This is a genomic window from Agromyces sp. CCNWLW213 (assembly GCF_037199545.1).
In the GTDB taxonomy this organism is placed as follows: Bacteria; Actinomycetota; Actinomycetes; order Actinomycetales; family Microbacteriaceae; genus Agromyces.
Map to the genome: position 1 here is coordinate 113998 of NZ_JBBBDX010000001.1, position 24137 is coordinate 138134.

25 protein-coding genes are annotated in these 24137 nt (G+C 72.0%); 18 read left to right on the forward strand and 7 right to left on the reverse strand.

The window, feature by feature from the left end:
• Positions 1–2: 2 nt before the first annotated feature.
• Complete coding sequence (locus WBQ80_RS00575) at positions 3–629, reverse strand: response regulator transcription factor (protein WP_336573092.1); 627 nt, start codon at positions 627–629, stop codon at positions 3–5.
• Positions 626–1852, reverse strand: a complete 1227-nt coding sequence (locus WBQ80_RS00580) for a sensor histidine kinase (RefSeq protein WP_336573091.1) — start codon at positions 1850–1852, stop codon at positions 626–628. The genes WBQ80_RS00575 and WBQ80_RS00580 overlap by 4 nt, the downstream gene beginning before the upstream one ends.
• Positions 1853–1931: 79 nt before the next feature.
• On the opposite strand from WBQ80_RS00580, the gene lepA reads away from it, so the two are divergent.
• The 3 genes from lepA to hemW are packed head-to-tail and all read left to right on the forward strand — an operon-like array spanning position 1932 to position 5727.
• Positions 1932–3788 (forward strand): translation elongation factor 4, encoded by a 1857-nt coding sequence (lepA, locus tag WBQ80_RS00585; RefSeq protein WP_336573090.1) that lies wholly within the window; start codon positions 1932–1934, stop codon positions 3786–3788.
• 30 nt (positions 3789–3818) lie between these two features.
• Positions 3819–4466 (forward strand): DUF1990 family protein, encoded by a 648-nt coding sequence (locus WBQ80_RS00590; RefSeq protein WP_336573089.1) that lies wholly within the window; start codon positions 3819–3821, stop codon positions 4464–4466.
• A 1-nt stretch (position 4467) separates the two neighbouring features.
• On the forward strand, positions 4468–5727 hold the full coding sequence (hemW, locus tag WBQ80_RS00595; protein ID WP_336573088.1) for a radical SAM family heme chaperone HemW: 1260 nt from the start codon (positions 4468–4470) through the stop codon (positions 5725–5727).
• On the opposite strand, the gene WBQ80_RS00600 is transcribed toward hemW, so the two are convergent.
• Together WBQ80_RS00600 and WBQ80_RS00605 are read right to left on the reverse strand one after the other, a co-directional pair.
• Positions 5724–6218, reverse strand: a complete 495-nt coding sequence (locus WBQ80_RS00600; protein WP_336573087.1) for a DUF4870 domain-containing protein — start codon at positions 6216–6218, stop codon at positions 5724–5726. The two genes, hemW and WBQ80_RS00600, sit on opposite strands and share 4 nt — an antisense overlap.
• 118 nt (positions 6219–6336) lie before the next feature.
• The gene (locus WBQ80_RS00605; protein WP_336573086.1) at positions 6337–6750 is read right to left on the reverse strand and encodes a DUF4870 domain-containing protein; all 414 of its coding nucleotides are present in this window, start codon (positions 6748–6750) and stop codon (positions 6337–6339) included.
• 201 nt (positions 6751–6951) lie between these two features.
• On the opposite strand from WBQ80_RS00605, the gene hrcA reads away from it, so the two are divergent.
• From hrcA to era, 8 genes are read left to right on the forward strand one after another with little or no spacing between them, the layout of a single operon-like run.
• On the forward strand, positions 6952–7971 hold the full coding sequence (gene hrcA, locus WBQ80_RS00610) for a heat-inducible transcriptional repressor HrcA (RefSeq protein ID WP_336573085.1): 1020 nt from the start codon (positions 6952–6954) through the stop codon (positions 7969–7971).
• A 60-nt stretch (positions 7972–8031) separates the two neighbouring features.
• Positions 8032–9132, forward strand: a complete 1101-nt coding sequence (gene dnaJ, locus WBQ80_RS00615; protein ID WP_336573084.1) for a molecular chaperone DnaJ — start codon at positions 8032–8034, stop codon at positions 9130–9132.
• A 19-nt stretch (positions 9133–9151) separates the two neighbouring features.
• Positions 9152–9886: a 16S rRNA (uracil(1498)-N(3))-methyltransferase gene (locus tag WBQ80_RS00620; protein ID WP_336573083.1), complete on the forward strand. Its 735-nt coding sequence runs from the start codon at positions 9152–9154 to the stop codon at positions 9884–9886.
• A 24-nt stretch (positions 9887–9910) separates the two neighbouring features.
• Positions 9911–10270 carry an HIT domain-containing protein gene (locus WBQ80_RS00625; RefSeq protein ID WP_336573082.1) on the forward strand — a complete coding sequence of 120 codons (360 nt, stop codon included), beginning with the start codon at positions 9911–9913 and terminating at the stop codon, positions 10268–10270.
• On the forward strand, positions 10257–11378 hold the full coding sequence (locus WBQ80_RS00630; RefSeq protein WP_442892724.1) for a PhoH family protein: 1122 nt from the start codon (positions 10257–10259) through the stop codon (positions 11376–11378). Before WBQ80_RS00625 ends, WBQ80_RS00630 begins: the two co-directional genes overlap by 14 nt.
• On the forward strand, positions 11375–11836 hold the full coding sequence (gene ybeY / locus WBQ80_RS00635) for an rRNA maturation RNase YbeY (RefSeq protein ID WP_336573081.1): 462 nt from the start codon (positions 11375–11377) through the stop codon (positions 11834–11836). Before WBQ80_RS00630 ends, ybeY begins: the two co-directional genes overlap by 4 nt.
• Positions 11837–11841: 5 nt before the next feature.
• Complete coding sequence (locus WBQ80_RS00640; protein WP_337282469.1) at positions 11842–13155, forward strand: hemolysin family protein; 1314 nt, start codon at positions 11842–11844, stop codon at positions 13153–13155.
• Positions 13152–14045: a GTPase Era gene (gene era / locus WBQ80_RS00645; RefSeq protein WP_336573079.1), complete on the forward strand. Its 894-nt coding sequence runs from the start codon at positions 13152–13154 to the stop codon at positions 14043–14045. The genes WBQ80_RS00640 and era overlap by 4 nt, the downstream gene beginning before the upstream one ends.
• 73 nt (positions 14046–14118) lie before the next feature.
• On the opposite strand, the gene WBQ80_RS00650 is transcribed toward era, so the two are convergent.
• Positions 14119–14736, reverse strand: a complete 618-nt coding sequence (locus tag WBQ80_RS00650) for a hypothetical protein (protein WP_336573078.1) — start codon at positions 14734–14736, stop codon at positions 14119–14121.
• A 124-nt stretch (positions 14737–14860) separates the two neighbouring features.
• Between WBQ80_RS00650 and WBQ80_RS00655 the strand changes: the two genes are divergently transcribed.
• The 5 genes from WBQ80_RS00655 to leuA all read left to right on the forward strand — a co-directional run bounded on the left by WBQ80_RS00655 (position 14861) and on the right by leuA (position 20976).
• Positions 14861–16057, forward strand: a complete 1197-nt coding sequence (locus WBQ80_RS00655) for a sensor histidine kinase (protein WP_336573077.1) — start codon at positions 14861–14863, stop codon at positions 16055–16057.
• Positions 16054–16722, forward strand: coding sequence for a response regulator transcription factor (locus tag WBQ80_RS00660; RefSeq protein ID WP_336573076.1), 669 nt, complete (start codon positions 16054–16056; stop codon positions 16720–16722). Before WBQ80_RS00655 ends, WBQ80_RS00660 begins: the two co-directional genes overlap by 4 nt.
• A gap of 91 nt (positions 16723–16813) precedes the next feature.
• Positions 16814–17575 carry an ABC transporter ATP-binding protein gene (locus WBQ80_RS00665; protein ID WP_336573075.1) on the forward strand — a complete coding sequence of 254 codons (762 nt, stop codon included), beginning with the start codon at positions 16814–16816 and terminating at the stop codon, positions 17573–17575.
• Entirely contained in the window at positions 17572–18972 is a 1401-nt protein-coding gene (locus tag WBQ80_RS00670; protein WP_336573074.1) for an ABC transporter permease, read from the forward strand. Before WBQ80_RS00665 ends, WBQ80_RS00670 begins: the two co-directional genes overlap by 4 nt.
• A gap of 228 nt (positions 18973–19200) precedes the next feature.
• Positions 19201–20976, forward strand: a complete 1776-nt coding sequence (gene leuA / locus WBQ80_RS00675) for a 2-isopropylmalate synthase (protein ID WP_336573073.1) — start codon at positions 19201–19203, stop codon at positions 20974–20976.
• Between the two features lie 59 nt (positions 20977–21035).
• On the opposite strand, the gene WBQ80_RS00680 is transcribed toward leuA, so the two are convergent.
• Positions 21036–21695 (reverse strand): trimeric intracellular cation channel family protein, encoded by a 660-nt coding sequence (locus WBQ80_RS00680; RefSeq protein ID WP_336573072.1) that lies wholly within the window; start codon positions 21693–21695, stop codon positions 21036–21038.
• Complete coding sequence (locus WBQ80_RS00685; protein ID WP_336573071.1) at positions 21692–22480, reverse strand: SDR family oxidoreductase; 789 nt, start codon at positions 22478–22480, stop codon at positions 21692–21694. Before WBQ80_RS00685 ends, WBQ80_RS00680 begins: the two co-directional genes overlap by 4 nt.
• A 93-nt stretch (positions 22481–22573) precedes the next feature.
• On the opposite strand from WBQ80_RS00685, the gene recO reads away from it, so the two are divergent.
• Together recO and WBQ80_RS00695 are read left to right on the forward strand one after the other, a co-directional pair.
• Positions 22574–23311 carry a DNA repair protein RecO gene (gene recO / locus WBQ80_RS00690; protein WP_336573070.1) on the forward strand — a complete coding sequence of 246 codons (738 nt, stop codon included), beginning with the start codon at positions 22574–22576 and terminating at the stop codon, positions 23309–23311.
• The gene (locus WBQ80_RS00695; protein ID WP_336573069.1) at positions 23308–24123 is read left to right on the forward strand and encodes an isoprenyl transferase; all 816 of its coding nucleotides are present in this window, start codon (positions 23308–23310) and stop codon (positions 24121–24123) included. The genes recO and WBQ80_RS00695 overlap by 4 nt, the downstream gene beginning before the upstream one ends.
• Positions 24124–24137: the final 14 nt, after the last annotated feature.

Consider the following 24137-nt stretch of genomic DNA (forward strand, 5'->3'; position numbering starts at 1 on the left):
CGTCAGCCCGCCCGGATCGCGCCGAGTTCGCGCGCCTTCGCGACGGCGGCGGTGCGCGATCCGACGCCGAGCTTGGTGAAGATGTGCACGAGGTGCGACTTCACGGTCGCCTCGCTGAGGAAGAGCGACTGGCCGATCTCGCGATTGGTGCTGCCCGCCGCGACGAGCGCGAGCACTTCGGCCTCGCGGACGGTGAGCCGTTGGTCGGCGCTGCGCTGCGACGCGTCCAGACGGGACGCGACCGCGGGCGCGAGCGCCGACTCGCCGGCGGCGGCGGCACGGATGGCGGCGACGAGCTCGCCGGGCGGTGCGTCCTTCAGCAGGTAGCCGCTCGCCCCCGCCTCGATCGCGCCCAGGATGTCGGCGTCGGTGTCGTAGTTGGTGAGCACCAGCACGCGCGGCGTCCCGGGGGTCGATCGGATCCGCCGGGTCGCATCGACGCCCTGGAGTCGACCCGGGAACTGCAGGTCCATGAGCACGAGGTCGACGCCGGGGGTGGTCGCGAGCGACACGGCCTCCTCGGCGGTCGACGCCTCGCCGACCACCGCGAGGTCGGGTTCGGCCTCGAGCAGCGCGCGCATGCCCGCGCGCACGACGGGATGGTCGTCGCTCAGCACGAGCCGGATCATGCGGCCACCGCCGGGATGCGCACCGAGAGGGCCGTGCCGCCGCCCGGGGTCGACTCGACGTCGGCCGTTCCGCCGAGCGCCTCGGCACGCTGGCGGATGGCCCGCAGCCCGAACGACACGCCCGCGTCGGCTTCGGACTCGAGCACGGCCGGGTCGAATCCGACGCCGTTGTCGACGACGTCGATCGCGACCTCGTCGCCGAGGTAGCTCAGCGTGAGCTCGGCGCGCGCGGCATCCGAGTGCTTGACGACATTCGACAGCGAGCCCTGCGCGATCCGCAGCAGGGTGGCCTCGATCGACATGGGCAGGGGGACCGGGTCCCCACTCAGCGAGAACGAGATCCGGGTCCGCGACCCGGACTGGGCGGCCTGCTCGTTGGTCGCCTCCGCGAGCCGCCGCAGCGCCGCGGGCAGCGTCCGCTCGTCGAGGGCGGGCGGGGTGAGCTCGCGGATGAAGCGGCGTGTCTCGTGCAGGTTGTCGGCCGCGGTCTCGCGGGCGAGCCGCAGCTTGTCGCGCACGGCCTCGTCGGGGATGTCGCGCTCGGCGGCGTGCAGGAGCATCTGGATCGAGGAGAGCCCCTGCGCGACGGTGTCGTGGATCTCGCGCGCGATGCGCTCGCGCTCGGCGAGCGTGCCGGCTTCGCGGCTCGCGGCCGCCAGCTCCTCGCGTGTGGCGAGCAGGTCCAGGATCAGCGACTGGCGCTCGCGCGACTCGACGGCCATGGCCCGGTACCCGAGGCCGATGATCACCGCGACGCCCGCGGAGATGAAGGGCCCGAGGATGCTGCCCACCTCGAATCCGAGGTGGGACGTCGTGCTCCAGACGCTCAGCAGGAACGTCACTGCGACGAGCGGCACCGCGTACCGCGCCGGCAGGACGTGGAGCTCGAGGAAGAACAGCGGGAACGCCAGGAACGCGGCATCCGCAGTGAGGGCCGCGAGCCCGAGCCAGAGGCCGAGCAGCATCACGAGCCACCCCGCGCGCATCCACGGCGTGATCACCTGGCGGGCGGTGACGACGCCGACCGCGTAGGTGCCGATGAAGGCGATCGAGAGGATGGTGATCGACACCCGCTGCTCGCCACCGGTGATCACCGCGCGGGCGACGACGAAGAGGGTGAGGCCCACGACGAGCACGTGCAGGCCGACGCGGAGCGACGTGAAGACGGGACGGAGCGCCGACGGCTGCACCCGTCCGACGAGTGGGGCATCGAGCACGGTCATGGTGCGATTCAGCGTAGTCCGCGGCCCCCGCACCGGCATCCGTCGAAAGTGGGATCGCCCGCATGGGAGAATCGTCGGGATGTCTCCGAGAGCCGCTGACCCCCCGGTGCCCGCCGCCACCGATCCCGCGCTGATCCGCAACTTCTGCATCATCGCGCACATCGACCACGGCAAGTCGACGCTCGCCGACCGAATGCTCGGCATCACGGGCGTCGTCGCCGACCGCGACATGCGCGCGCAGTACCTCGACCGCATGGACATCGAGCGCGAGCGCGGCATCACGATCAAGAGCCAGGCCGTGCGCATGCCCTGGCAGGTGGGCGGCACGTCCTACGCGCTCAACATGATCGACACCCCAGGGCACGTCGACTTCAGCTACGAGGTGTCGCGGTCGCTCGCCGCGTGCGAGGGCGCGATCCTGCTGGTCGACGCCGCGCAGGGCATCGAGGCGCAGACGCTCGCGAACCTCTACCTGGCGCTCGAGAACGACCTCGAGATCATCCCGGTGCTGAACAAGATCGACCTGCCGGCCGCCGAGCCCGAGAAGTACGCGCGCGAGCTCGCCGACCTCATCGGCGGATCGCCCGACGACGTGCTCCGGGTCTCGGGCAAGACCGGCATGGGCGTGGAGGACCTGCTCGACCGGGTCGTCGAGCGCATCCCCGCCCCGGTGGGCGACGCGGATGCCCCGGCGCGCGCGATGATCTTCGATTCCGTGTACGACAGCTACCGCGGCGTCGTGACCTACGTCCGCATGGTCGACGGCAAGCTGAACCCGCGCGAGCGCATCCAGATGATGTCGACCAAGGCCACGCACGAGATCCTCGAGATCGGCGTGAGCGCGCCCGAGCCCACGCCCACGAAGGGCCTCGGCGTCGGCGAGGTCGGCTACCTCATCACGGGCGTGAAGGACGTGCGCCAGTCGAAGGTGGGCGACACCGTGACGACCGCCTCGAAGCCGGCCGCCGAGGCGCTCGCCGGCTACACGGAGCCACTGCCCATGGTGTTCTCGGGCCTGTACCCGATCGACGGCAGCGACTATCCCGAGCTGCGCGAGGCGCTCGACAAGCTCAAGCTGTCGGATGCCGCGCTCGTCTACGAGCCCGAGACGTCGGTCGCGCTCGGCTTCGGCTTCCGCTGCGGGTTCCTCGGCCTGCTGCACCTCGAGATCGTGACCGAGCGGCTGCGCCGGGAGTTCGACCTCGACATCATCGCGACCGCGCCATCCGTGGTCTACGAGGTCACGACCGAAGACAGGAAGACCGTCACGGTGACCAACCCGAGCGAGTTCCCGACCGGCGGCAAGATCGCCGAGGTGCGCGAGCCCATCGTGAAGGCCGCGATCCTCGCGCCGAAGGACTACGTGGGCACCATCATGGAGCTCTGCCAGTCCCGCCGCGGCACGCTGCTCGGCATGGAGTACCTCGGCGAGGACCGCGTCGAGATCCGGTACAACATGCCGCTCGGCGAGATCGTGTTCGACTTCTTCGACAACCTCAAGTCGAAGACCGCAGGCTACGCGTCGCTCGACTACGAGCCCGCGGGCGACCAGGCCGCCGACCTCGTGAAGGTCGACATCCTCCTGCAGGGCGAGCAGGTCGACGCGTTCAGCGCGATCGTCCACCGCGACAAGGCGTACGCGTACGGGGTGCTCATGACCGGGCGCCTCCGCGAGCTCATCCCGCGGCAGCAGTTCGAGGTGCCGATCCAGGCGGCGATCGGCGCGCGCATCATCGCGCGCGAGTCGATCCGCGCCATCCGCAAGGACGTCCTCGCCAAGTGCTACGGCGGTGACATCACCCGCAAGCGCAAGCTCCTCGAGAAGCAGAAGGAGGGCAAGAAGCGCATGAAGATGGTCGGCCGCGTCGAGGTCCCTCAAGAGGCGTTCATCGCCGCGCTCTCGGGCGAGACCGAGAAGAAGGACGCGAAGAAGTAGCGCTCAGGCGCGGTTTCGTAGAATCGACGGATGACTCGACGCAGCACGTTCACCGACCAGTCGGTGACCTACGGCGCGATCGGCGCCACGCTCGATCCCGACCTGCTGCGGTACCCGCCCGCCGGGTTCCGCCCGGCCGAGGACTCGGTCAAGCTCGGCTCGGGTCGTGAGCGGTTCGACCGTGCGGCCGAGGAGCTCATGACCTGGGGCATCCAGAAGGGTGCGGGGTTCGAGGTGACCGAGGTCGCGCCGGGCACGGGCGCGCAGTACACGGGGATCGCCTACGACACCGACGGCTCGCCGCTCGCCGAGCAGCCGGGCACCCGCGCCGAGCAGCGCTTCGCCGCCGACGGCACGCCGTTCGTCTCCGCCGGCATGACCGCCACGCTCAAGCGGCGCGGACGCCTCCGCACGCGCACGATCCCCATGCTCGTCGTCTACGTGGTCGACGAGCCGGGCCGCATCGGGTTCGCCTACGGCACGACCGGCGACGCGCCCGAGCACGGCGAGGAGTCGTTCGTGCTCGAGCTCCGCGACGACGACAGCGTGTGGCTCACCATCCGCTCGGCGCTCGAGCCCAGGGGCGGCATCCAGCGCCTGCTCGCGCCCTTCGTGCGTCGACGCCGGCGCGAGCTGACGCGCGCCGAGCTGCGCGCACTGCACCCGGCGTACACCTGACGTGGCCGGACCGCTTCCCCTCGCCGACCGGGCGCCCGCCGACGGCCTGGTTCCCGCGAACGCGCTGACGGATGCCGCGACGCGGGCGTTCGGCGTCTACGTCCACGTGCCGTTCTGCCGGGTGCGGTGCGGCTACTGCGACTTCAACACGTACACCGCGGGCGAGCTTCGCGGCGTGACGCAGGCGCAGTACGCCGACCAGGCCGTCGACGAGCTCCGCTTCGCCGCGCGCACGCTCGCGGCATCCGGCGCCCCGGACCGGCCGGCGCGGACCGTGTTCTTCGGCGGGGGCACGCCGACGATGCTCCCCTCGGACGACCTCGTGCGCATGCTCGCCGGGGTCCGCGACGAGTTCGGCATCGCCGACGGAGCCGAGGTCACCACCGAGGCCAATCCCGACTCGGTGGGTCCCGACGACCTCGAGCGCCTCGCCGCCGGCGGGTTCACGCGAGTGTCGTTCGGCATGCAGTCGGCCGTCCCGCACGTGCTCGCGGCGCTCGACCGCACGCACGACCCGAGTCGGGTGCCGCACGTGGTCCGGTGGGCCCGCGACGCCGGGCTCGACGTCAGCCTCGACCTCATCTACGGCACGCCGGGGGAGTCGCTCGACGACTGGCGCGCCAGCGTCGACGCGGTGCTCGCGGAGGCACCCGACCACGTGAGCGCCTATGCGCTCATCGTCGAGGAGGGCACGAAGCTGGCCCGGCAGCTCCGCCGCGGCGAGCTGCCCGCGATCGATGACGACCTCACGGCCGACATGTACGAGCTCGCCGACGAGCGGTTCGCCGCGGCGGGGTACGAGTGGTACGAGGTGTCGAACTGGGCGACGGATGCCGCGCACCGATCCCGGCACAACCTCGGGTACTGGCGAGGCGAGGACTGGTGGGGCGTCGGCCCGGGAGCGCACAGCCACGTCGGCGGGGTGCGCTGGTGGAACGCCAAGCACCCGGCGGCGTACGCGGAACGGCTCGCGGCGGGCGTGTCGCCCGCGGTCGGGCGCGAGACGCTCGACGCAGCGGCGCGCGAGACGGAGCGGGTGCTGCTCGGAACCCGCATCCGCGACGGACTCGAGATCGGCTCGCTCGGCACGGCCGGGCGCAGCGAGGTCGCCGGCCTCATCGCCGACGGCCTCGTGGACGCGAAGAACGCCCTCGCCGGGCGGCTCACGCTCACCCGGCGAGGGCGTCTGCTGGCCGACGCCGTGGTGCGACGCCTGCTGTACACGGTGGTCGAGGAGCGCGAGCCGCTCCTCGCGACCTAGCTCACGAACTTGATGGCGACGGGGTAGACGTACGGCTGCCCCTGGTTCGCCTTGAGCGCGGCGATGATCCCGAAGACGATCGCGGCGACCCAGGCGGCGAACAGGATCAGGAAGCCGATCAGGACGAACGCGAGGATCCATCCGACGACGTAGGCGATGAGCAGCGTGATCTGGAAGTTCAGCGCGGTGGCCGAGTGCGCGCGGACGAACGCGCCGCGGTCCTTGAGCACCAGGTAGCCGATGAGCGGGGCGAGGAATCCGAACAGGATGCCGCCGATGTGGATCAGCGTCGCCCAGAGGCGCTGGTCGGGCGGGCTCATCTCCTGCGCGGCCCCGTATGCGGCGCCGTAGGAGGCACCGCCCGCGGGCGGCGGCGTCGTGCCGCCGGGGGGCGGCGTGCTCGGCGGGTTGGGCGGGGGCGGCGGCGTCGTGCCGCCGGGGGGCGGCGTGCTCGGCGGGTTGGGCGGAGTGGGAGGTGGTGCGTCGGACATGATGCTGGCTCCTTGGTCGGTCGCACGCCCGTGTCGCGAGGCGTTTCTTCATGCTGGCACACGGCGACGCGCCGGTCGAGAGGTCTCGGACCGGCGCGTCGCGAAGTGGGGCGCGGGCCTACTTGATGAGCCGCAGGGCGAAGGGGTAGCGGTAGTGGCGACCCTCCTTGGCCTGGAGGAACGCGAGGATGGAGAAGACCACGCCGAGGATCCACGGCACGTAGAAGAGGAAGCCCAGCACCGCGCCCAGGCCGAAGGTCACGACCGTGAGCACCGAGACGACGATCCACAGCGCGACCGTGGCGAGCGTGAGGGTGATCTGGAAGTTCAGCGCCTCCTTGCCCTCGGTGTTCGTGAACGAGCCCCGGTCCTTGAAGACGAGCCAGATGATCAGCGAGGGCAGGATGCCCAGGATTCCGCCGAGGTGGGCGAACGAGCCCCACTGGACGTCCTGCTCGTGCGAGAGCGGCGCGGCGGGTGCCGGCTGCGGGGCGGGGTAGGACTCGTGCGGGGGCGTGTTGGGGTCGGTCATGCGGGGTGCCTTTCGGGTTGACGGGGGTGTGCGGCGGCGGCGCGTGCGAGAGTCCGCGACGCTCACGGCGATGCACACGCTACTGCGGAGCGACCGGCCCGGCAACGGTGCCATCCCCGGATCTCGCGATATGATTAGCAGTCATCCGAACCGAGTGCTAAGGCGCGCGGTGTCTCCGGCCGGTCGAGGGAAGCGAGGATCATGGTCTCCGAGCGCAGTCTCGCCGTGCTCCGCGCGATCGTGCAGGACTACGTCGCCTCACGCGAGCCGGTCGGTTCCAAGACCATCGTGGACCGGCACCACTTCGGCGTCTCGGCGGCCACCATCCGCAATGACATGGCCCTGCTCGAAGAAGAGGAGCTCATCGCGGCCCCGCACACCTCGTCGGGCCGCATCCCCACCGACAAGGGCTATCGGGTGTTCGTCGACCAGCTCGCCGACATCCGCCCGCTCACGACCGCGCAGCGGCAGGCGATCGAGACGTTCCTCGGCGAGTCGAACGACCTCGACGAGCTGCTCTCGCGCACGGTGCGCCTCGTCGCCCAGCTCACCCGGCAGCTCGCGGTGGTGCAGTACCCGAGCTTCGCCCGCGCCCGCGTCCGCCACGTCGAGCTCGTCTCGATCGCGCCGACCCGGGTGCTGTGCATCCTCATCTCCGACTCCGGCCAGGTCGAGCAGCGACTCGCGGAGCTCGATCACCCGGTCGACGAGGAGACCCTGCACCGCCTGCGCGACCGCCTCAACGAGGTGGCCGCGGGGCTCACGATGGCGGAGGCCGCGGACGCGCTCTCGGCGGAGACCGCGCAGGCCGACCGCGCCCACGCCGAGGTGCTCCGCACGCTCGCCGCGACGCTCGCCGACCAGGCGAAGGTCACGCGGAGCGACCGGCTGGTCGTGGCCGGCGCGGCGAACCTCGTCCGCACCGAGCAGGACTTCGCGGGCAACATCCTCGGCGTCATCGAGGCGATCGAGGAACAGGTCGTGATCCTGCGCCTGTTCGGCGAGATGCACTCCGACGAGGGGATCGCCGTCCGCATCGGGCGCGAGAACGCCCCCTACGGGCTCGGCGAGACCTCGGTCGTCTCGAGCTCGTTCGCCGTGCCCGGCCGCGACGTGTCGCGACTCGGCGTGGTCGGTCCCACTCGCATGGACTACTCCCAGAGCATGGCCGCCGTGCGCGCCGTCGCCCGCTACCTCTCCCGGACCCTCGGCGAGAGCTGATCCAGTTCGGACCGCCTCCGCGCGGCATCCGTCACCGGCAACCGAAAGGACACGCCCTCCGTGGCCGACCATTACGAGGTCCTCGGCGTCTCGCGCGACGCCACCCCCGACGAGATCAAGAAGGCCTACCGCCGGCTCGCCCGCGAGCTGCACCCCGACGTCAACCCCGGCACCGAGGCATCCGAGCGCTTCAAGCAGGTCACCCACGCGTACGACGTGCTCTCCGACCCCAGGCAACGCCAGCAGTACGACCTCGGCGGGGGCCAGGGCGGGTTCAACGGCGCCGGCTTCGGCGGGTTCGGCGACATCTTCGAGACCTTCTTCGGCGCGGGACAGTCCACACGCGGTCCCCGATCCCGCCGCGAACGCGGCCAGGACGCCCTGATCCGCCTCGAAGTCGGACTCGAGGACGTCATCTTCGGCACCCACCGCGACATCGACGTCGACACCGCCGTCACCTGCGAGACCTGCCACGGTTCGTGCTGCCAGCCGGGCACCGCGCCGGTCACCTGCGACATCTGCGGCGGCAGCGGCCACATCCAGCGCGCGGTCCGCTCGCTGCTCGGCAACGTCATGACCTCGAGCCCGTGCGGTTCGTGCCGCGGCTACGGCACGATCATCGCCACGCCGTGCGCCACCTGCCAGGGCCAGGGTCGCGTCCGCGCCCGCCGCACCGTTCCCGTCGACGTCCCCGCGGGCGTCGACACGGGTGTCCGCCTGCAGATGCCGGGCTCCGGCGAGGCGGGGCCCGCCGGCGGACCGAACGGCGACCTCTACCTCGAGATCAAGGTCCGCAACCACGAGGTGTTCAGCCGCAACGGCGACGACCTCCTGTGCACGCTCGAGGTGCAGATGACCGACGCGATCCTCGGCACCGCCGCGAAGGTCGAGGCCCTCGACGGCGACGTCGACCTCGAGCTGAAGCCCGGCGTGCAGTCCGGCGAGATCCTCACGGTCCGCGACCGCGGCATCACGCACCTGCGCGGCGGCGGCCGCGGCGACCTCAAGGTCGCGGTCCACGTCGTGACGCCGACCAAGCTCAGCCACAAGGAGCGCGAGCTCGTGCAGCAGCTGGCCAAGCTCCGCAAGGCGCAGGCGCCGCAGCTCGGGCACTTCCAGCAGGGGCTGTTCGCGCGCCTGCGCGACCGGTTCCTCGGCTGACGGCGATTCGGATGGCGCAGTGAGCAGCCTCTACCTCGACGAGTCGCTCGACCTGGCCGGCGTCGCCGCGGGCGCGTCGGTCGCGCTCGACGGCGACGAGGCGCGGCACGCCGTCGCCGTCGCACGAGTGCGCGTGGGCGAGCGCATCGCGCTCGGCGACGGCCGCGGCAGGATCGTCCGAGGCGAGGTCACCGCCACCGAGGCGCGACGACTCGAGCTCGTCGTCGACGAGGTGCGCGACGAGCCGGCGCCGTCCCCGCGCCTGACGCTCGTCCAGGCCCTCGCGAAGGGCGACCGCGACGAGCTCGCGGTGCAGGCCGCGACCGAGCTCGGGGTGGATCGCGTCGTGCCGTGGGCGGCGACCAGGTCGGTCTCGCGCTGGGAGGGGCCCAGGGCCGAGAAGGGCCGCGCGCGGTGGGCCTCCATCGTCCGCGAGGCCGTGAAGCAGTCGATCCGCTCGCGGATCCCCGAGGTCGAGCCGGTCGCCGCGACGCGCGAGCTCGCGGCGAGGCTGGCGGGCGAGCGGATGCTGCTGCTCGTTCCGGGCGCCGAGACGCCGCTCTCCGACATCCGTGACGACGGTCGCGACGTCGCGCTCGTCGTCGGCCCGGAGGGCGGCATGGACCCCGCCGAGATCGCCCGGCTCGTGGAGTCCGGCGCGGAGCCCGTGCGGCTCGGCGACTCGGTCCTCCGGACCTCGACGGCGGGTCCGGCGGCCATCGCCGTGCTGTCGGTCGCGCTCGGGCGGTGGTGAGGCATCCGTCGCTACGATGGGGACATGAGCGCAACGCGTGAGCCCACGATCTTCGAGCGCATCGCCGCCGGCGAGATCCCGGCGCGCATGGTCGCCGAGACCGATCGCGTGATCGCCTTCCACGACATCGCGCCGCAGGCCCCCGTGCACGTCATCGTGACGCCCCGCAGGGGCGAGTACCGCGACGTCGTCGAGCTCGCGGCGGCCGACCCCGAGCTGCTGTCCGAGCTCGTCTCGGTCGCGCGAGGCGTCGCCGACGACCTGGCCGGCGGCGAGTTCCGGCTGATCTTCAACACCGGCCCCGCCGCGGGGCAGACGGTGTTCCACGTCCACGCCCACGTGCTCGGCGGCGGGCTCGAGGAGGGATCGCTTGGCGGGCGCTGACGACCCGGGCGAGGTCCGGCCCTCCGCCGCGGCGGCACCGACCGACGAGGACCGCATCCACATCGACGGCATCGCGATGGTGCGCCTCCTCGGACCCCAGGACCGCCTGCTCACGAGCATCGAGCGGGAGTACCCCGGCGTCGACGTCCACGTGCGCGGCAACGAGATCGCCATCCGCGGCGACGAGGAGCAGCGGCGTCGCGTGCGCCGGCTCATCGAGGAACTGCTCGAACTCGTCCGCGGCGGCGAGGACCCGACGCCCATCGAAGTGAGGAGCTCCGCCCGTATGCTCGACGCCGACCCGAACTCCCGGCCGTCCGAAGCCCTGGGCCAGGTGATCGTGTCGGCCCGCGGCCGCTCGATCCGGCCGAAGACCGAGGGGCAGCGCGCGTACGTCGATGCGATCGACGAGAACACGATCGTGTTCGGCATCGGTCCCGCCGGCACCGGCAAGACCTACCTCGCGATGGCGAAGGCGGTGCAGGCCCTCCAGCGCAAGGAGGTGAACCGCATCATCCTGACGCGCCCCGCCGTCGAGGCGGGGGAGCGGCTGGGCTTCCTGCCCGGCACGCTCACCGACAAGATCGACCCGTACCTGCGGCCGCTCTACGACGCGCTCAACGAGATGATGGACCCGGAGATGGTGCCGAAGCTGCTCGCCTCCGGCACCGTCGAGGTGGCGCCGCTGGCCTACATGCGCGGCCGCACGCTGAACGACTCGTTCGTCGTCCTCGACGAGGCGCAGAACACGACGCCCGAGCAGATGAAGATGTTCCTCACCCGTCTCGGGTTCGGCTCGCGCATGGTCGTGACCGGCGACATCACGCAGGTCGACCTGCCGGGCGGCTCGTCCGGGCTCCGGCTCGTGACCCGCATCCTCGACGGCGTCGACGACATCCACTTCGCCCGCCTCACGAGCGACGACGTCGTGCGCCACACCCTCGTCGGGCGCATCATCGACGCCTACACCGAATTCGACCAGCGTGCCCAGGCCCAGCGGTTCGAGCGCGAGCAGGCGCGCGAGTTCGCGAACCGCGCGGAGCGCCGCGGCGCCGATCGGCGAGCGGCGGGGCCGCGCGACCACCTGCCGAGGAAGAGGAGCACGTGAGCATCGAGGTCAACAACGAGTCGGCCGTCGAGGTCGACGAGGCGGCGCTCCAGCGCCTGGCGGTGTACGCCCTCGACGCCCTGCACGTCCACCCCGACGCCGAGCTCGCCATCGTCCTGGTCGACGAGGGCGCGATGGAGCAGCTGCACGTGCAGTGGATGGACGAGCCCGGCCCGACCGACGTCCTGAGCTTCCCGATGGACGAGCTGCGACCCGGAACCGAGGACCAGCCCACGCCGCCGGGCCTGCTCGGCGACGTGGTGCTCTGCCCGCAGGTCGCCGAGACCCAGGCGAAAGCCGCGGGCCACTCCCTCCTCGACGAGCTGCAGCTGCTGACCGCCCACGGCATCCTCCACCTCCTCGGCTTCGACCACGCCGAGCCCGAGGAGGAGCGCGAGATGTTCGGACTGCAGCGCGACCTGCTCGTCGGCTTCAACATGCAGGAGCGCCGCCGCTGACCATGATGCTGCCCTGGCTCCTCCTCGCCGCGGCGCTCGTCCTCGTCGCCTTCGGCGGCCTCATGGCCGCGGTCGACTCGGCGATCGGCGTGAGCTCGCGGGCCGACCTCATCGAGATGTCGGTCGGCGCCCGGGCCGAGCGCTCGCTGCGCGCCATCGCCGACGACGCCGGCGCGCACGTCAACGCCGTCAACTTCATGCGCATCCTCGCCGAGACCACGGCCGCCGTGCTCGTCACCCTCGCCTTCACGTCGCTGCTCGACGACGTGTGGCTGGTGCTCCTCGTGTCGGCGCTCATCATGACCGCGGTGTCGTTCGTGCTCGTCGGCGCGAGTCCCCGCAGCGTGGGGCGCGCCCACGCGGCCACGGTGCTGCGGCTCTCTGCGCCGATCATCCGGTTCGTGCGACTGCTGCTCGGTCCGCTCGCCGATGCGCTCGTCGCGCTCGGCAACCGGGTCACGCCGGGCCGGGTGCGCTTCGCGGGCGTCGCAAGCGAGGAGCAGCTGCTCAGCATGGTCGACGAGGCCACCGAGCTCGAGGTGCTCGACCAGGGCGATCGCGAGCTCATCCACTCGATCTTCGAGTTCAGCGACACGCTCGTCCGCGCGGTCATGGTGCCGCGAACCGACATGGTCACCATCGACCAGTCCGCCCAGCTGCCGCAGGCCATGGCGCTGTTCCTGAAGGCCGGCTACTCGCGCATCCCCGTCGTCGAGCGCGAGGCGGACGACATCGCCGGGGTCCTCTACCTCCGCGACCTCGCCAAGCTCGGGTTCGAACGCCCCCTCGACGCCGAGTCGCTCACCGTCGGCGACCTGGCCCGGCCCGCGGCGTTCGTTCCCGAGTCGATGAAGGCCGACGCGCTGCTCCGGCAGATGCAGCTCGAGTCGAACCACCTCGCGATGGTCGTCGACGAGTACGGCGGCATCGCCGGGCTCGTGACCATGGAGGACCTCATCGAGGAGCTCGTCGGCGACATCTCCGACGAGTACGACCGCGAGGCCGCGCAGGTGCAGCAGCTCGGCGAGGGCCGGTTCCGCATCAACGCGCGACTGCCCGTCGACGAGCTGGGCGAGCTGTTCGGACTCGACCTCGAGGACGAGGACGTCGACTCCGCGGGAGGCCTGCTCGCGAAGGAGCTCGGGCGGTTGCCCCAGCCCGGCGACCGCGCGTCGGTGAGCGGCCTCACGCTCGAGGCCGAGCGCACCGAGGGGCGCCGCAATCGCATCGCCACGATCCTGGTCGAGGCCGACCAGGCGCTCATCGACGTACGCGCCGCGTTCGCCGACGACGCACCGAACGAGGGAGACCGCCCATGACCGAGTACCGCGCCGGATTCGTCTCGTTCGTGGGCCGCCCGAACGTCGGCAAGTCGACGCTGACCAACGCGCTCGTCGGCGAGAAGGTCGCGATCACGAGCTCCAAGCCGCAGACGACGCGTCGCGCCATCCGCGGCATCGTGCACCGCGACCACGGCCAGCTCATCGTCGTCGACACGCCGGGCCTGCACCGCCCGCGCACCCTCCTCGGCGAGCGCCTGAACTCGCTCGTCCAGACGACGCTGGGCGATGTCGACGTGATCGGCTTCTGCGTGCCCGCGAACGAGGCGATCGGCCCCGGCGACCGGTACATCAACGAGCAGCTCGAGCAGTACCCGCGCGCGAAGAAGGTCGCCATCGTGACGAAGACGGATGCCGCGCACAAGGCCAGAATCGCCGAGCAGCTGCTCGCCGTGTCGCAGCTGCGCGAGTGGGACGCGATCATCCCGGTCTCGGCGCCGAAGGGGGAGCAGCTCGACGTGCTGGTCGACGAGCTGCTCCAGCTCATGCCCCAGTCGGAGCATCCGCTCTACCCGGCCGAGGCCGTGACCGACGAGGACACGGCGGAGCGCATCGCCGAGTTCGTGCGCGAGGCCGCCCTCGAGGGTGTGTCCGACGAACTGCCGCACTCGATCGCCGTGACGGTCGACGACATGATCGAGCGCGACGACAAGGACCTGCTCGAGATCTACGCGAACCTGTACGTCGAGCGCGACAGCCAGAAGGGCATCATCATCGGCAAGGGCGGAGCGCGCCTCCGCGAGGTGGGCGAGCGCGCTCGCGCCCAGATCGAGGGCCTGCTCGGCCGCAAGGTGTACCTGGCGCTGCACGTGAAGGTGGCCAAGGACTGGCAGCGCGACCCGAAGCAGCTGGGCCGGCTCGGGTTCTGAGCGAGTCGTCGGGAGATCGCGGGACGCAGCGTTCGCCTGCTCGAAGCGGCCGGCGACCTCCACCTCCTCGTGGTCAGTCGGCCGGACGGAGCTGCGCGATGACCACGACGGCGTCCTCGCCGTAGCGTTCGTCGAACGCGCGCTGCAGGGTGCCATCGTCGAACCGCACCTCGACCACGAGGCGTCCGTTGACCGGAGCCGACGAGAGCAGACCGGGCACCACGCCCTCGAGCCGGGACTGCAGCGCGCTCGCCTCGTCCTCCCTGAGCGGGCCCTCCGGGAGGGCGGGATCCCACGGGTCCGGCGCGTTCGGCTCGACCATGGGATCGTACAGCGCCGCGAGGATCGGCTCGCGGGTCACCGTGACCGTCTCGCCGTCCCAGTCGCCCCACACGGCGTAGGCGCCCCAGGTCACCCCGGACGCGGACTCCTCGCCCTCGACGCCGTCCCAGTCCCACCCGGCGATCTCGGGTCCGCCGCACTGCGGCGGGTACGACTCGGCGATCGCACCGAGGCACAGCTGCGGCGCGTCCTCGTCGAGCTGGAGCACCGTCCCGACCGCGTGCACCTCGGTGACCATCACGGGGAGCGTGGTCGGCAGCGCAGGGTCGTGGCCGCCGGCCGGGGCCGCGCCGCCGCGGTCCGCGGCGCAGCCGGTGAGCGCGACGAGCAGCGCGGATACCGCGACCATCCCGGCCCTGGTCCTTCGCGCCTGCATCGTGCCTCCGTCTCCATTGTGGCGTCCGGGTCCGCCTCGGGGATGATTCCCGCGCCCACCCGCCTGGAAGCGTGCGGGCGGGGCGTACCGTGGATCGGTGAGCATCTCCACGCACCGCGCCACGCTCATCGTCGACGGCATCCTCGCCGCCCTGTTCTTCGCAGTGTGCGTGCTCTACGCGTTCGTCGGCGGCTGGCCCGACCTCGTGGTCGTCGTGCTGTTCTCTGCGGCGCTCGTGCTGCGCCGCGTGGCGCCCGGTGCGGCGCTGGTGGTGGCGTGGGTCGCGGCGTGCGCGCAGATGCTCATGCTGCGCGAGCTGCAGCCGGCGGATGCCGCGGTGTTCGTCGTCGTCTACTCGACCTCGGCGCACGGCTCGAAGGCCGTCCGATGGTGGGGACTCGGCTCGGCCGGTGCGGGGGCGGTGCTCGCCTCCACGTACCTCTCGGTGGTGATGCCGATCATCAACGGCTCGGGCTCCGTGACGACCGACACGCTCGGACGCCTGATGTGGGCCGCGCTGCTCTTCGGTGCCGCACTCGCGGGACTCGTGCTGGCGTGGACGGTCGGGCTGCTCGTCCGCACGGCGCGCGACTCGCGCGAGCAGCGGCGGCGCGCCGAGCTCGACCGACGGGAACGCGAGCACGCGGAGTACCGCTACGTGGTCGAGCAGGAGCGTTCGCGGATCGCGCGCGACATGCACGACGTCGTCGCGCACTCGCTCGCCGTCGTCATCGCACAGGCCGACGGGGCGCGCTTCGCCGCGCGCACCCGGCCCGAGGCGGCCGTCGACGCGCTCGAGACCATCTCGGGTGTCGCGCGCGGCGCGCTCGGCGACGTGCGGCTCCTCCTCGGCGAGCTCCGGCACCGCGAGGGCGAGGCGCCGCAGCCGGCGCTCGACGATCTCGACGACCTCCTCGAGCAGGTGCGCGGTGCCGGGCTCGACGTGCGCCGGACCGAGCGCGGCGAGCGCGTGCCGCTGGGCGCGGGCCACCAGATCGCGGTGTACCGCATCGTTCAGGAGGGCCTCACGAACGCGCTCCGGCACGGCGACACGGCGTCCCCGGTCCACCTCACGCTCGACTGGAGCCCGGGCGGTGTCGCCGTGCAGGTCGAGAACGCGGTGGCGGATGCCGCGAACGGCGAACCGACCCACGACGTGGCGCCCGGTCCCCGCCACGGCATCCCCGGCATGCGCGAGCGGGCCGAGCTCGCGGGCGGCACGTTCGCCGCCGACTCCCTCGACGACGGACGCTTCCGCATCACCGCCCGCATCCCCGCGCAGGTCGCCTCGTGAGCGGCATCCGCGTCGCCCTCGTCGACGACCAGGCGCTGTTCCGGGCCGGCATCCGGATGCTCATCGAGTCGCAGCCCGACCTCGTGTTCGCGGGCGACGCCGCCGACGGCCGCGCGGCGATCGCGCTCGCGGAGCGCAGCCGTCCCGACATCATGCTCATGGACGTGCGGATGCCCCAGCTCGACGGGATCGCGGCGACCGAGCGCATCCTGGCCGACGCCGAGCGCGACGGCCGGCAGCCTCCGCGCATCCTCGTGCTCACGACCTTCGACCTCGACGAGAACGCCGCGCGCGCGATCCGGGCCGGCGCGAGCGGCTTCCTGCTGAAGGACGCCGAACCGGAGTTCCTGCTCGCGTCGATCCGCACGGTGCACCGCGGCAACGCGGTGATCGCCGCGAACGCCACCCGCGAGCTCATCGCGAGCACGACGAGGGGGAGCGGCCGCCGTGTCGCGCCGGCGGCGTGGGCCGATCTCACGGCACGCGAACGCGACATCTTCCGCCTCGCCGCGAAGGGCCTCTCGAACGCCGAGATCGCGGCATCCGAGTACCTCGGCGAGGCCACGGTGAAGACGCACCTGAGCCGCGTGCTCGCCAAGCTCGGCCTGCGGGACCGCGTGCAGCTCGTCGTCTTCGCGTACGAGCACGACCTGCCGATCGACTGACGTCGCGACGGTCGGGGTCCGCCGACCGGATGACGTGCGCGAGCCGATCGGCGGACGCGCCGCACCGCGCCGCGTCCATAGCGTCGAAGGCATGCAGATCCAACCCTCAGACCTCGGACTCGTCGCCCGCGTCGCCGGGCTCGGCAAGCGCTACGGCGCGGGCGCCGGCGCCGTCACCGCCCTCGACGACGTCTCGCTCGGCCTCCGTCGCGGCGAGTTCACCGCCGTCATGGGCCCGTCGGGCTCGGGCAAGTCGACGCTCATGCACATCATGGCCGGGCTCGACTCGCCCACGTCGGGTCGCGCCTGGCTCGGCGACACCGACATCACGGAGTTGCCGGATGCCGCGCTGACGGTGCTCCGCCGTCGCCGCGTCGGGTTCGTGTTCCAGTCGTTCAACCTCGTGCCCACGCTCGACGTCGAGGGCAACGTGCTGCTGCCCTTCGAGCTCGACGGACGCGCGCCGTCGCGCGAGGAGCGCGTCGTCATCGACGGCCTGCTCGACCGGCTCGGGCTCACTCCGCGACTTCGTCACCGTCCGCACGAGCTCTCCGGCGGGCAGCAGCAGCGCGTCGCGATCGCGCGCGCCCTCGCCACGCGCCCCGACCTCGTCTTCGCCGACGAGCCGACCGGCAACCTCGACTCGCGCACCGGTCGGGAGGTCCTCGCGATCCTCGCCGAGGCGAGCCGCGAGTCGGGCCAGTCGATCGCGATGGTCACGCACGACCCGGTCGCCGCGAGCCACGCCGACCGCATCCTCTACCTCGCCGACGGGCGCATCGTGCGCGACGCGACCCGGTCGACGCCCGAGGAGATCGCGACGTACATGCTCGCGATGGAGACCGCGGCATGAGTCGCCTGAGCCTCGCCGATCAATGGCCGACATTCACCGTCGCGACGCTGGCCTCCGCGTTCGGCGCGATGCTGCTCCACGTCACGGGACTGCTCGGCGCCGCCATCCGCGAGGACGACGCCGCCGCAGCATCCGGCACCGCCATGCTCATGCTCGCGATCACGGCGTGGGTCTTCATCGTCATCGCGGTCTACGTCGGCGCGATCGTGACCTCCAACACCGTGGCGACGGTCGTCGCGGGGCGCACCCGGACCATCGCGCTCCTGCGCCTCGTCGGGGCGAGCGCGCGGTCGCAACGCGCGGCGATCGCGAAGGAGGGGCTCGTCGTCGGCACGGCGGGTGCGCTGGCGGGGGTGCTCCTCGGATCGCTCGCGGCGTGGGGCCTCGGCCGGTGGGCCGTCCTCGCCGACGTCATCCCCGACGCGCCGTACGACTGGGCGAACCTCTGGGTCGTGCCGCCGGCCGCGGTCGTCGCGATCACGACGTGGCTCGCGGCCTGGGTGGGGTCGCGTCGCGTGCTGGCCGTACGACCCGCCGAGGCGCTCGGCGGCGCGAACGAGTCCTCGCACGAGGAGCTCCGGGCGCGGCGCGGCCGCAACGCCACCGCGCTCACGCTCACCGTCCTCGGCGTCGTCCTGCTCGCGCTCGGCGTGGTCGCCGGGCTGGTCACCCCGCTGGGCGTCTTCGTGGGGCTCATCGGCGGGATCCTCTCGTTCACCGGGATCGTGCTCGGCGCCCACGTCGTCATGCCGCCGGTGCTGCGTGCGGTGGGCCGCGTGCTCGGGCGATCCCCCTCCGCGCGCCTCGCCGCCGAGAACGCCGTCCGGAACCCCGAGCGCAGCTCGCGCATGACCATCGGCCTCGTGATCGGCGTGACGCTCGTGACGATGTTCGCGGTCGCCATGGAGTCGTACCGGGTGCTGATGCTCGAGTCGGTCGCCGACCGTCCCGAGCTGGTCGCGGGCATCCAGGCGATGGTGGACGCCACGGTCGCGGTCTTCAGCGTGCTCATCGGGTTCAGCGCCCTCATCGCGGCCATCGGCCTCGTGAACACGCTGTCGCTCAGCGTGCTGCAGCGCACGCGCGAGCTCGGCCTGCTGCGCGCGCTCGGCTTCGAACGGCGGCAGCTGCGCGGGATGGTCGTCGCCGAGGCGGCGGCCCTCACGGCGGCCGCGACCGTCGTCGGCGTCGGGCTCGGCGTCGCCTACGGCTGGGCGGGGGCCCAGTCGCTGCTCGGCGGTGCCACGGGCGAGGCGCTGCTCATCGCCCCGGTCATGCCGTGGCCGGTGCTCGGCCTCGTCGTCGTGGCCGCGATCGTGCTCACGATCGTCGCCTCGCTCGCCCCGGCCCGGCGCGCCGCCCGCGTCTCGCCCGTCGAGGCGCTCGCGGTCGGGTGAGCGAGGGGGTCGGATGCCGGAGCTCGGGGGGCGGCATCCGACCCGGTCCGCGCGCCCGCGGGGGCGGTCCGTCACGGGGCTGCGTCCGCGGGTGCACGGATGTTAGCCTTGTCGCGTGCTTCACGGCCTGCTTCTCCTTAGCTGCCGCAGCGAGTCCTAGTTCACAGGCCTCCCTCGCTGCGGAGTCCGTCGTCGGCTGAAACCCCCGAAGAGCGAGAAGAGCACCTCATGAAGAACACCCAGCAGCCCTCCGCGATGCCGGTGCATCGCTACCGCCCGTACCACGAGCAGATCCGTGTCGACCTGCCCGATCGCACGTGGCCGTCCCAGCGCATCGAGAAGGCGCCGCGCTGGTGCGCGGTCGACCTGCGCGACGGCAACCAGGCGCTCATCGACCCGATGAGCCCCGAGCGCAAGCGCATCATGTTCGACCTGCTCGTGCGCATGGGCTACAAGGAGATCGAGGTCGGCTTCCCGTCGGCGAGCCAGACCGACTTCGATTTCGTGCGCAGCCTCATCGACGAGGGCGCGATCCCCGACGACGTCACGATCCAGGTGCTGACGCAGGCGCGAGACCACCTGATCGAGCGCACGTACGAGTCGATCCGCGGCGCCAAGCAGGCGATCGTGCACCTCTACAACTCGACGAGCGTGCTGCAGCGCGAGGTCGTGTTCCGCACCGACACGCAGGGCATCATCGACATCGCCCTCCACGGCGCGCGCAAGTGCCGCGAGATGGAGTCGACCGTTCCGGGAACGACCGTGTACTACGAGTACTCGCCCGAGAGCTACACGGGCACCGAGCTCGAGTTCGCCGTCGAGGTCTGCAACGCCGTGCTCGAGGTGCTCGAGCCGACGCCCGAGCGGAACGTCATCATCAACCTCCCGGCGACCGTCGAGATGGCCACGCCCAACGTCTACGCCGACTCCATCGAGTGGATGTCGCGGCACCTCGCGCACCGCGAGAACGTGATCCTCTCGCTGCACCCGCACAACGACCGCGGCACCGCGATCGCGGCGGCCGAGCTCGGCTACATGGCCGGCGCCGACCGGATCGAGGGGTGCCTGTTCGGCAACGGCGAGCGCACGGGCAACGTCGACCTCGTCGCGCTGGGCATGAACCTGTTCACGCAGGGCATCGACCCGCAGGTCGACTTCTCGGACATGGACGAGATCAAGCGCACCGCCGAGTACTGCAACCAGCTGCGCGTGCACGAGCGCAGCCCGTGGGCCGGCGACCTCGTCTACACGGCGTTCTCGGGGTCACACCAGGACGCCATCAAGAAGGGCTTCGAGGCGATGGAGGCGCGCGCCGCGGAGCGCGGCGGCACGGTCGACGACCTCGTCTGGGCGGTGCCGTACCTGCCGGTCGACCCGAAGGACATCGGCCGCAACTACGAGGCCGTGATCCGCGTGAACTCGCAGTCCGGCAAGGGCGGCGTGGCCTACCTCCTGAAGAGCGACCACGCGCTCGACCTGCCGCGGCGCCTCCAGATCGAGTTCTCGGGCGTCGTGCAGGCCAAGACGGATGCCGAGGGCGGCGAGGTCACGAGCGACGAGATCTGGCGCATCTTCAACGACGAGTACCTGCCGGCGCCGCAGGATCGACCGGACGACAAGTGGGGCCGGTTCGAGCTGCTGTCGCTCCGCACCGAGAGCGACCTCACGGGCGACGTGCGCGTCCGCGTCGGCCTCCGCGACGGCGACGAGCGCGTCGACGCCGACGGCGCCGGCAACGGTCCGGTCGCCGCGTTCCTCTCGGTGCTCGCCGCCGAGGGCGTCGACGTGCGCGTGCTCGACTACAACGAGCACGCCATGTCCTCCGGCGGCGACGCCATCGCGGCGGCCTACGTCGAGTGCCAGGTCGCGGGGCGCACCCTGTGGGGCGTGGGGATCGACGCCGACATCTCGACGGCGTCGCTCAAGGCCGTCGTCTCCGCGGTGAACCGTGCGCTCCGCGCCGCGCGCGTGCGCGAGGACGCGGAGGCGCCGGCGCTCGCCTGACGTCGTGGGCGGGCGGGAGCGGCAACCGTCGCCTCCGCCCGCACCCGGGTGGGCGTCGGTCAGCGGCGCCGCCAGACCCGCCAGCTCGCGATCGCGCGCTGCTCGGGCAGGCTCCAGCCGAAGCGCACCGATCCGAGCCGGATGAGCGTCGTGACCACGACGCACGTGATCGCGGCGACCGTGATGTTCGCGCCGAGGCCGACCAGGACGACGATGAGCACCGTGCCGGCCGCCGCCGCGACCGCGTACAGCGACCCGACGTGCATGAGCGCGATGGGCAGGTTCAGCGAGACGTCGCGCAGGATCGAGCCGCCGACCGCGGAGACGACGCCGACGAACACCGCCGGAACCTCCGGCACGCCGTAGGCGAGCGCCTTCGTCGTGCCGATCGCCGCGAAGAGGCCGATCGTCACGGCGTCGAGCGCGATGATGAGCGGGTTCAGGCGCGTGAACAGGCGCAGCAGCGCCATCCCGAGCAGTGCCGCGAGCGTCGCCACGACGAGGTACCAGTTGCTCTGCATCGCGGCGGGCAGCTGGTTCAGCAGGATGTCGCGGAGGAGGCCGCCGCCGAGCCCGACGAGGATGCCGATGAGCGCCACGCCGAGCAGGTCGAGGCGCCGGTCCTTCAGCCGGCCCGAGAACATGGCGCCCTGCAGGGCGCCGATGCCGACCGCCGCGAGGTCCGTCCAGAGCGGGATCTCGAACGGGGCGACGGTCATCGCGCGATGTCCTCGGGTCCGCCGGGCGGACCCGGTTCGCCGGTCGGAGCTCGGAGGTACTCCTCGAAGTTGATCCGCCCGTACGGTTCGCCCGGCACCAGGTTCGCGCCCGACGCGAAGGCCGCGAACCGCGTCCCGGGCAGGCGGAACGGCACGGTCGGGCGCCGGGAGCCGCGGGCCGCGAGGTAGGCGCGAGCGAGGTCTCGGGCGGTTCGCGTGGCGGGACCTCCGATGTCGGGCACGATCCCCGCGGCATCCGCCTCGAGCACGTCGACCAGCCGCCGAGCCACGTCGCGCACGTCGATCGACTGGAACGAGAACGCCGGTGCGAAGACGACGGGCGAGAAGCGCTGCACCGCGAACAGCGAGGCGACGAGATCGTGGAACTGCGTCGCCCGGACCACGGTCCACCGCAGGCGCGACTCGGCGACGATGCGCTCCGAGGCGCGCTTGCCGCCGTAGTAGCCGAGCGGGATGCGGTCGATCCCGACGATCGACTGGTAGATCATCCGCGGCCGACCGGAGCGCTCGGCGAGGCGCACGAGGTTGCGCGTGAGCTCGGTGTCGTCGCGGAGGTTCGTGGCGAGGTGCAGCACCGCTCCGACGCCGTCGAGCGCCGACTCGAGGCCTTCGCCGGTCTCGAGGTCGCCGCGAACGCTGCCCGGGGCGCCGCTCCGGCTCAGCACCCGCACGTCGTATCCGTGCGCGGCCAGGCGCGGGACGACGGCGCGCCCGAGCGTGCCGGTCCCGCCGGTGACGAGGATGGGAGCGGACGTCGAGGTCACCCGACCCATTCTGCCGTCACGCCGGCCGTGACGCGTACGGGTCGGTGCGCCCGTCGCGCCGCCGACCTCGGTGGTCGGTGGGAGAATCGACGAGTGCCCGTGTACCGAGATGACGCCGTCGTGCTGCGCACCCACAAGCTGGGCGAGGCCGACCGCATCGTCACGCTGCTCACACGGCGGCACGGCAAGGTCCGGGCGGTCGCGCGCGGCGTGCGGCGCACCGCGTCGAAGTTCGGCTCGCGGCTCGAGCCGTTCATGGTCGCCGACCTCCAGCTCTACGAGGGCCGCACGCTCGACGTGATCACGCAGGCCGAGACCATCGGCTCGTACGGGGCCGACATCGTCGACGACTACGAGGCGTACACCGCCGCGAACGCGATGGTCGAGACCGCCGACCGCGTCACCGAGGCGGAGGGTTCGACGCAGCAGTACCTGCTGCTCGTCGGCGCGCTGCGCTCGCTCTCGCGACGCGAGCACGGATCCGCGCTCACGCTCGACTCGTACCTGCTGCGCGCGCTCGCGATCGCGGGCTGGGCGCCGAGCTTCGTCGACTGCGCACGCTGCGGCCGGCCCGGCCCGCACACGTCGGTCGTCGTGCAGCTCGGCGGCGTGGTGTGCGACGAGTGCGCGCCGCCCGGCGCGCCCCGCATCGCGCCGGCCACGGTCGACCTGCTCGGCGCGCTGCTCGCGGGCGACTGGGCGATGGCGGAGGCCGCATCCGATCGCGATCGCGCCCAGGCCAGTGGCATCGTCGCGGCCTACACCCAATGGCACCTCGAGCGCGGACTGCGCTCGCTCTCCCATGTCTCCCGAGGAGCATCGCCCCAGTGACCCCCAAGCCCTACACCCACAAGGACGCGGTGCCGTACCGCCCGCTCGACTGGACCGGCGTGCACCCGCCCGCGTTCACGAAGGGCTCGGTGCCGGAGCACGTCTCGATCGTGATGGACGGCAACGGCCGGTGGGCGAACCGACAGGGCCTCACGCGGATCGAGGGTCACAAGGCCGGCGAGGCCGCGTTGCTCGACGTCGTCGCGGGTGCCATCCAGGCGGGCGTGAAGCACCTCTCGGTCTACGCGTTCTCGACCGAGAACTGGAAGCGCTCGCCCGACGAGGTGCGCTTCCTCATGGGCTACAACCGCGACGTGCTGCACCGCCGGCGCGATCAGCTCAACGAGTGGGGGGTGCGCATCCGCTGGGCCGGACGCCGGCCCCGCCTGTGGCGCTCGGTCATCGACGAGCTGCAGTACGCCGAGCGGCTCACCGCCGGCAACGACACCATGACGCTCACGATGTGCGTCAACTACGGCGGGCGGAACGAGCTCGTCGACGCGGTCCGCTCGATCGCCGACGACGTGGCATCCGGTCGCCTCCGTCCCTCTGCCGTGACCGAGAAGCTCATCCAGAAGCGGCTCTACGTGCCCGACCTGCCCGACGTCGACCTGTTCGTGCGCAGTTCGGGGGAGCAGCGCACCTCCAACTTCCTGCTGTGGCAGTCGGCGTACGCCGAGATGGTGTTCCTCGACACGCTCTGGCCCGACTTCTCGCGCACCGACCTCTGGCAGGCGATCGAACTGTACGCGTCGCGCAACCGGCGCTTCGGCGGCGCCGTCGACCGGCCCGCGGAGGATGCGGGCGCGTGAGCACCTCGTCGCCG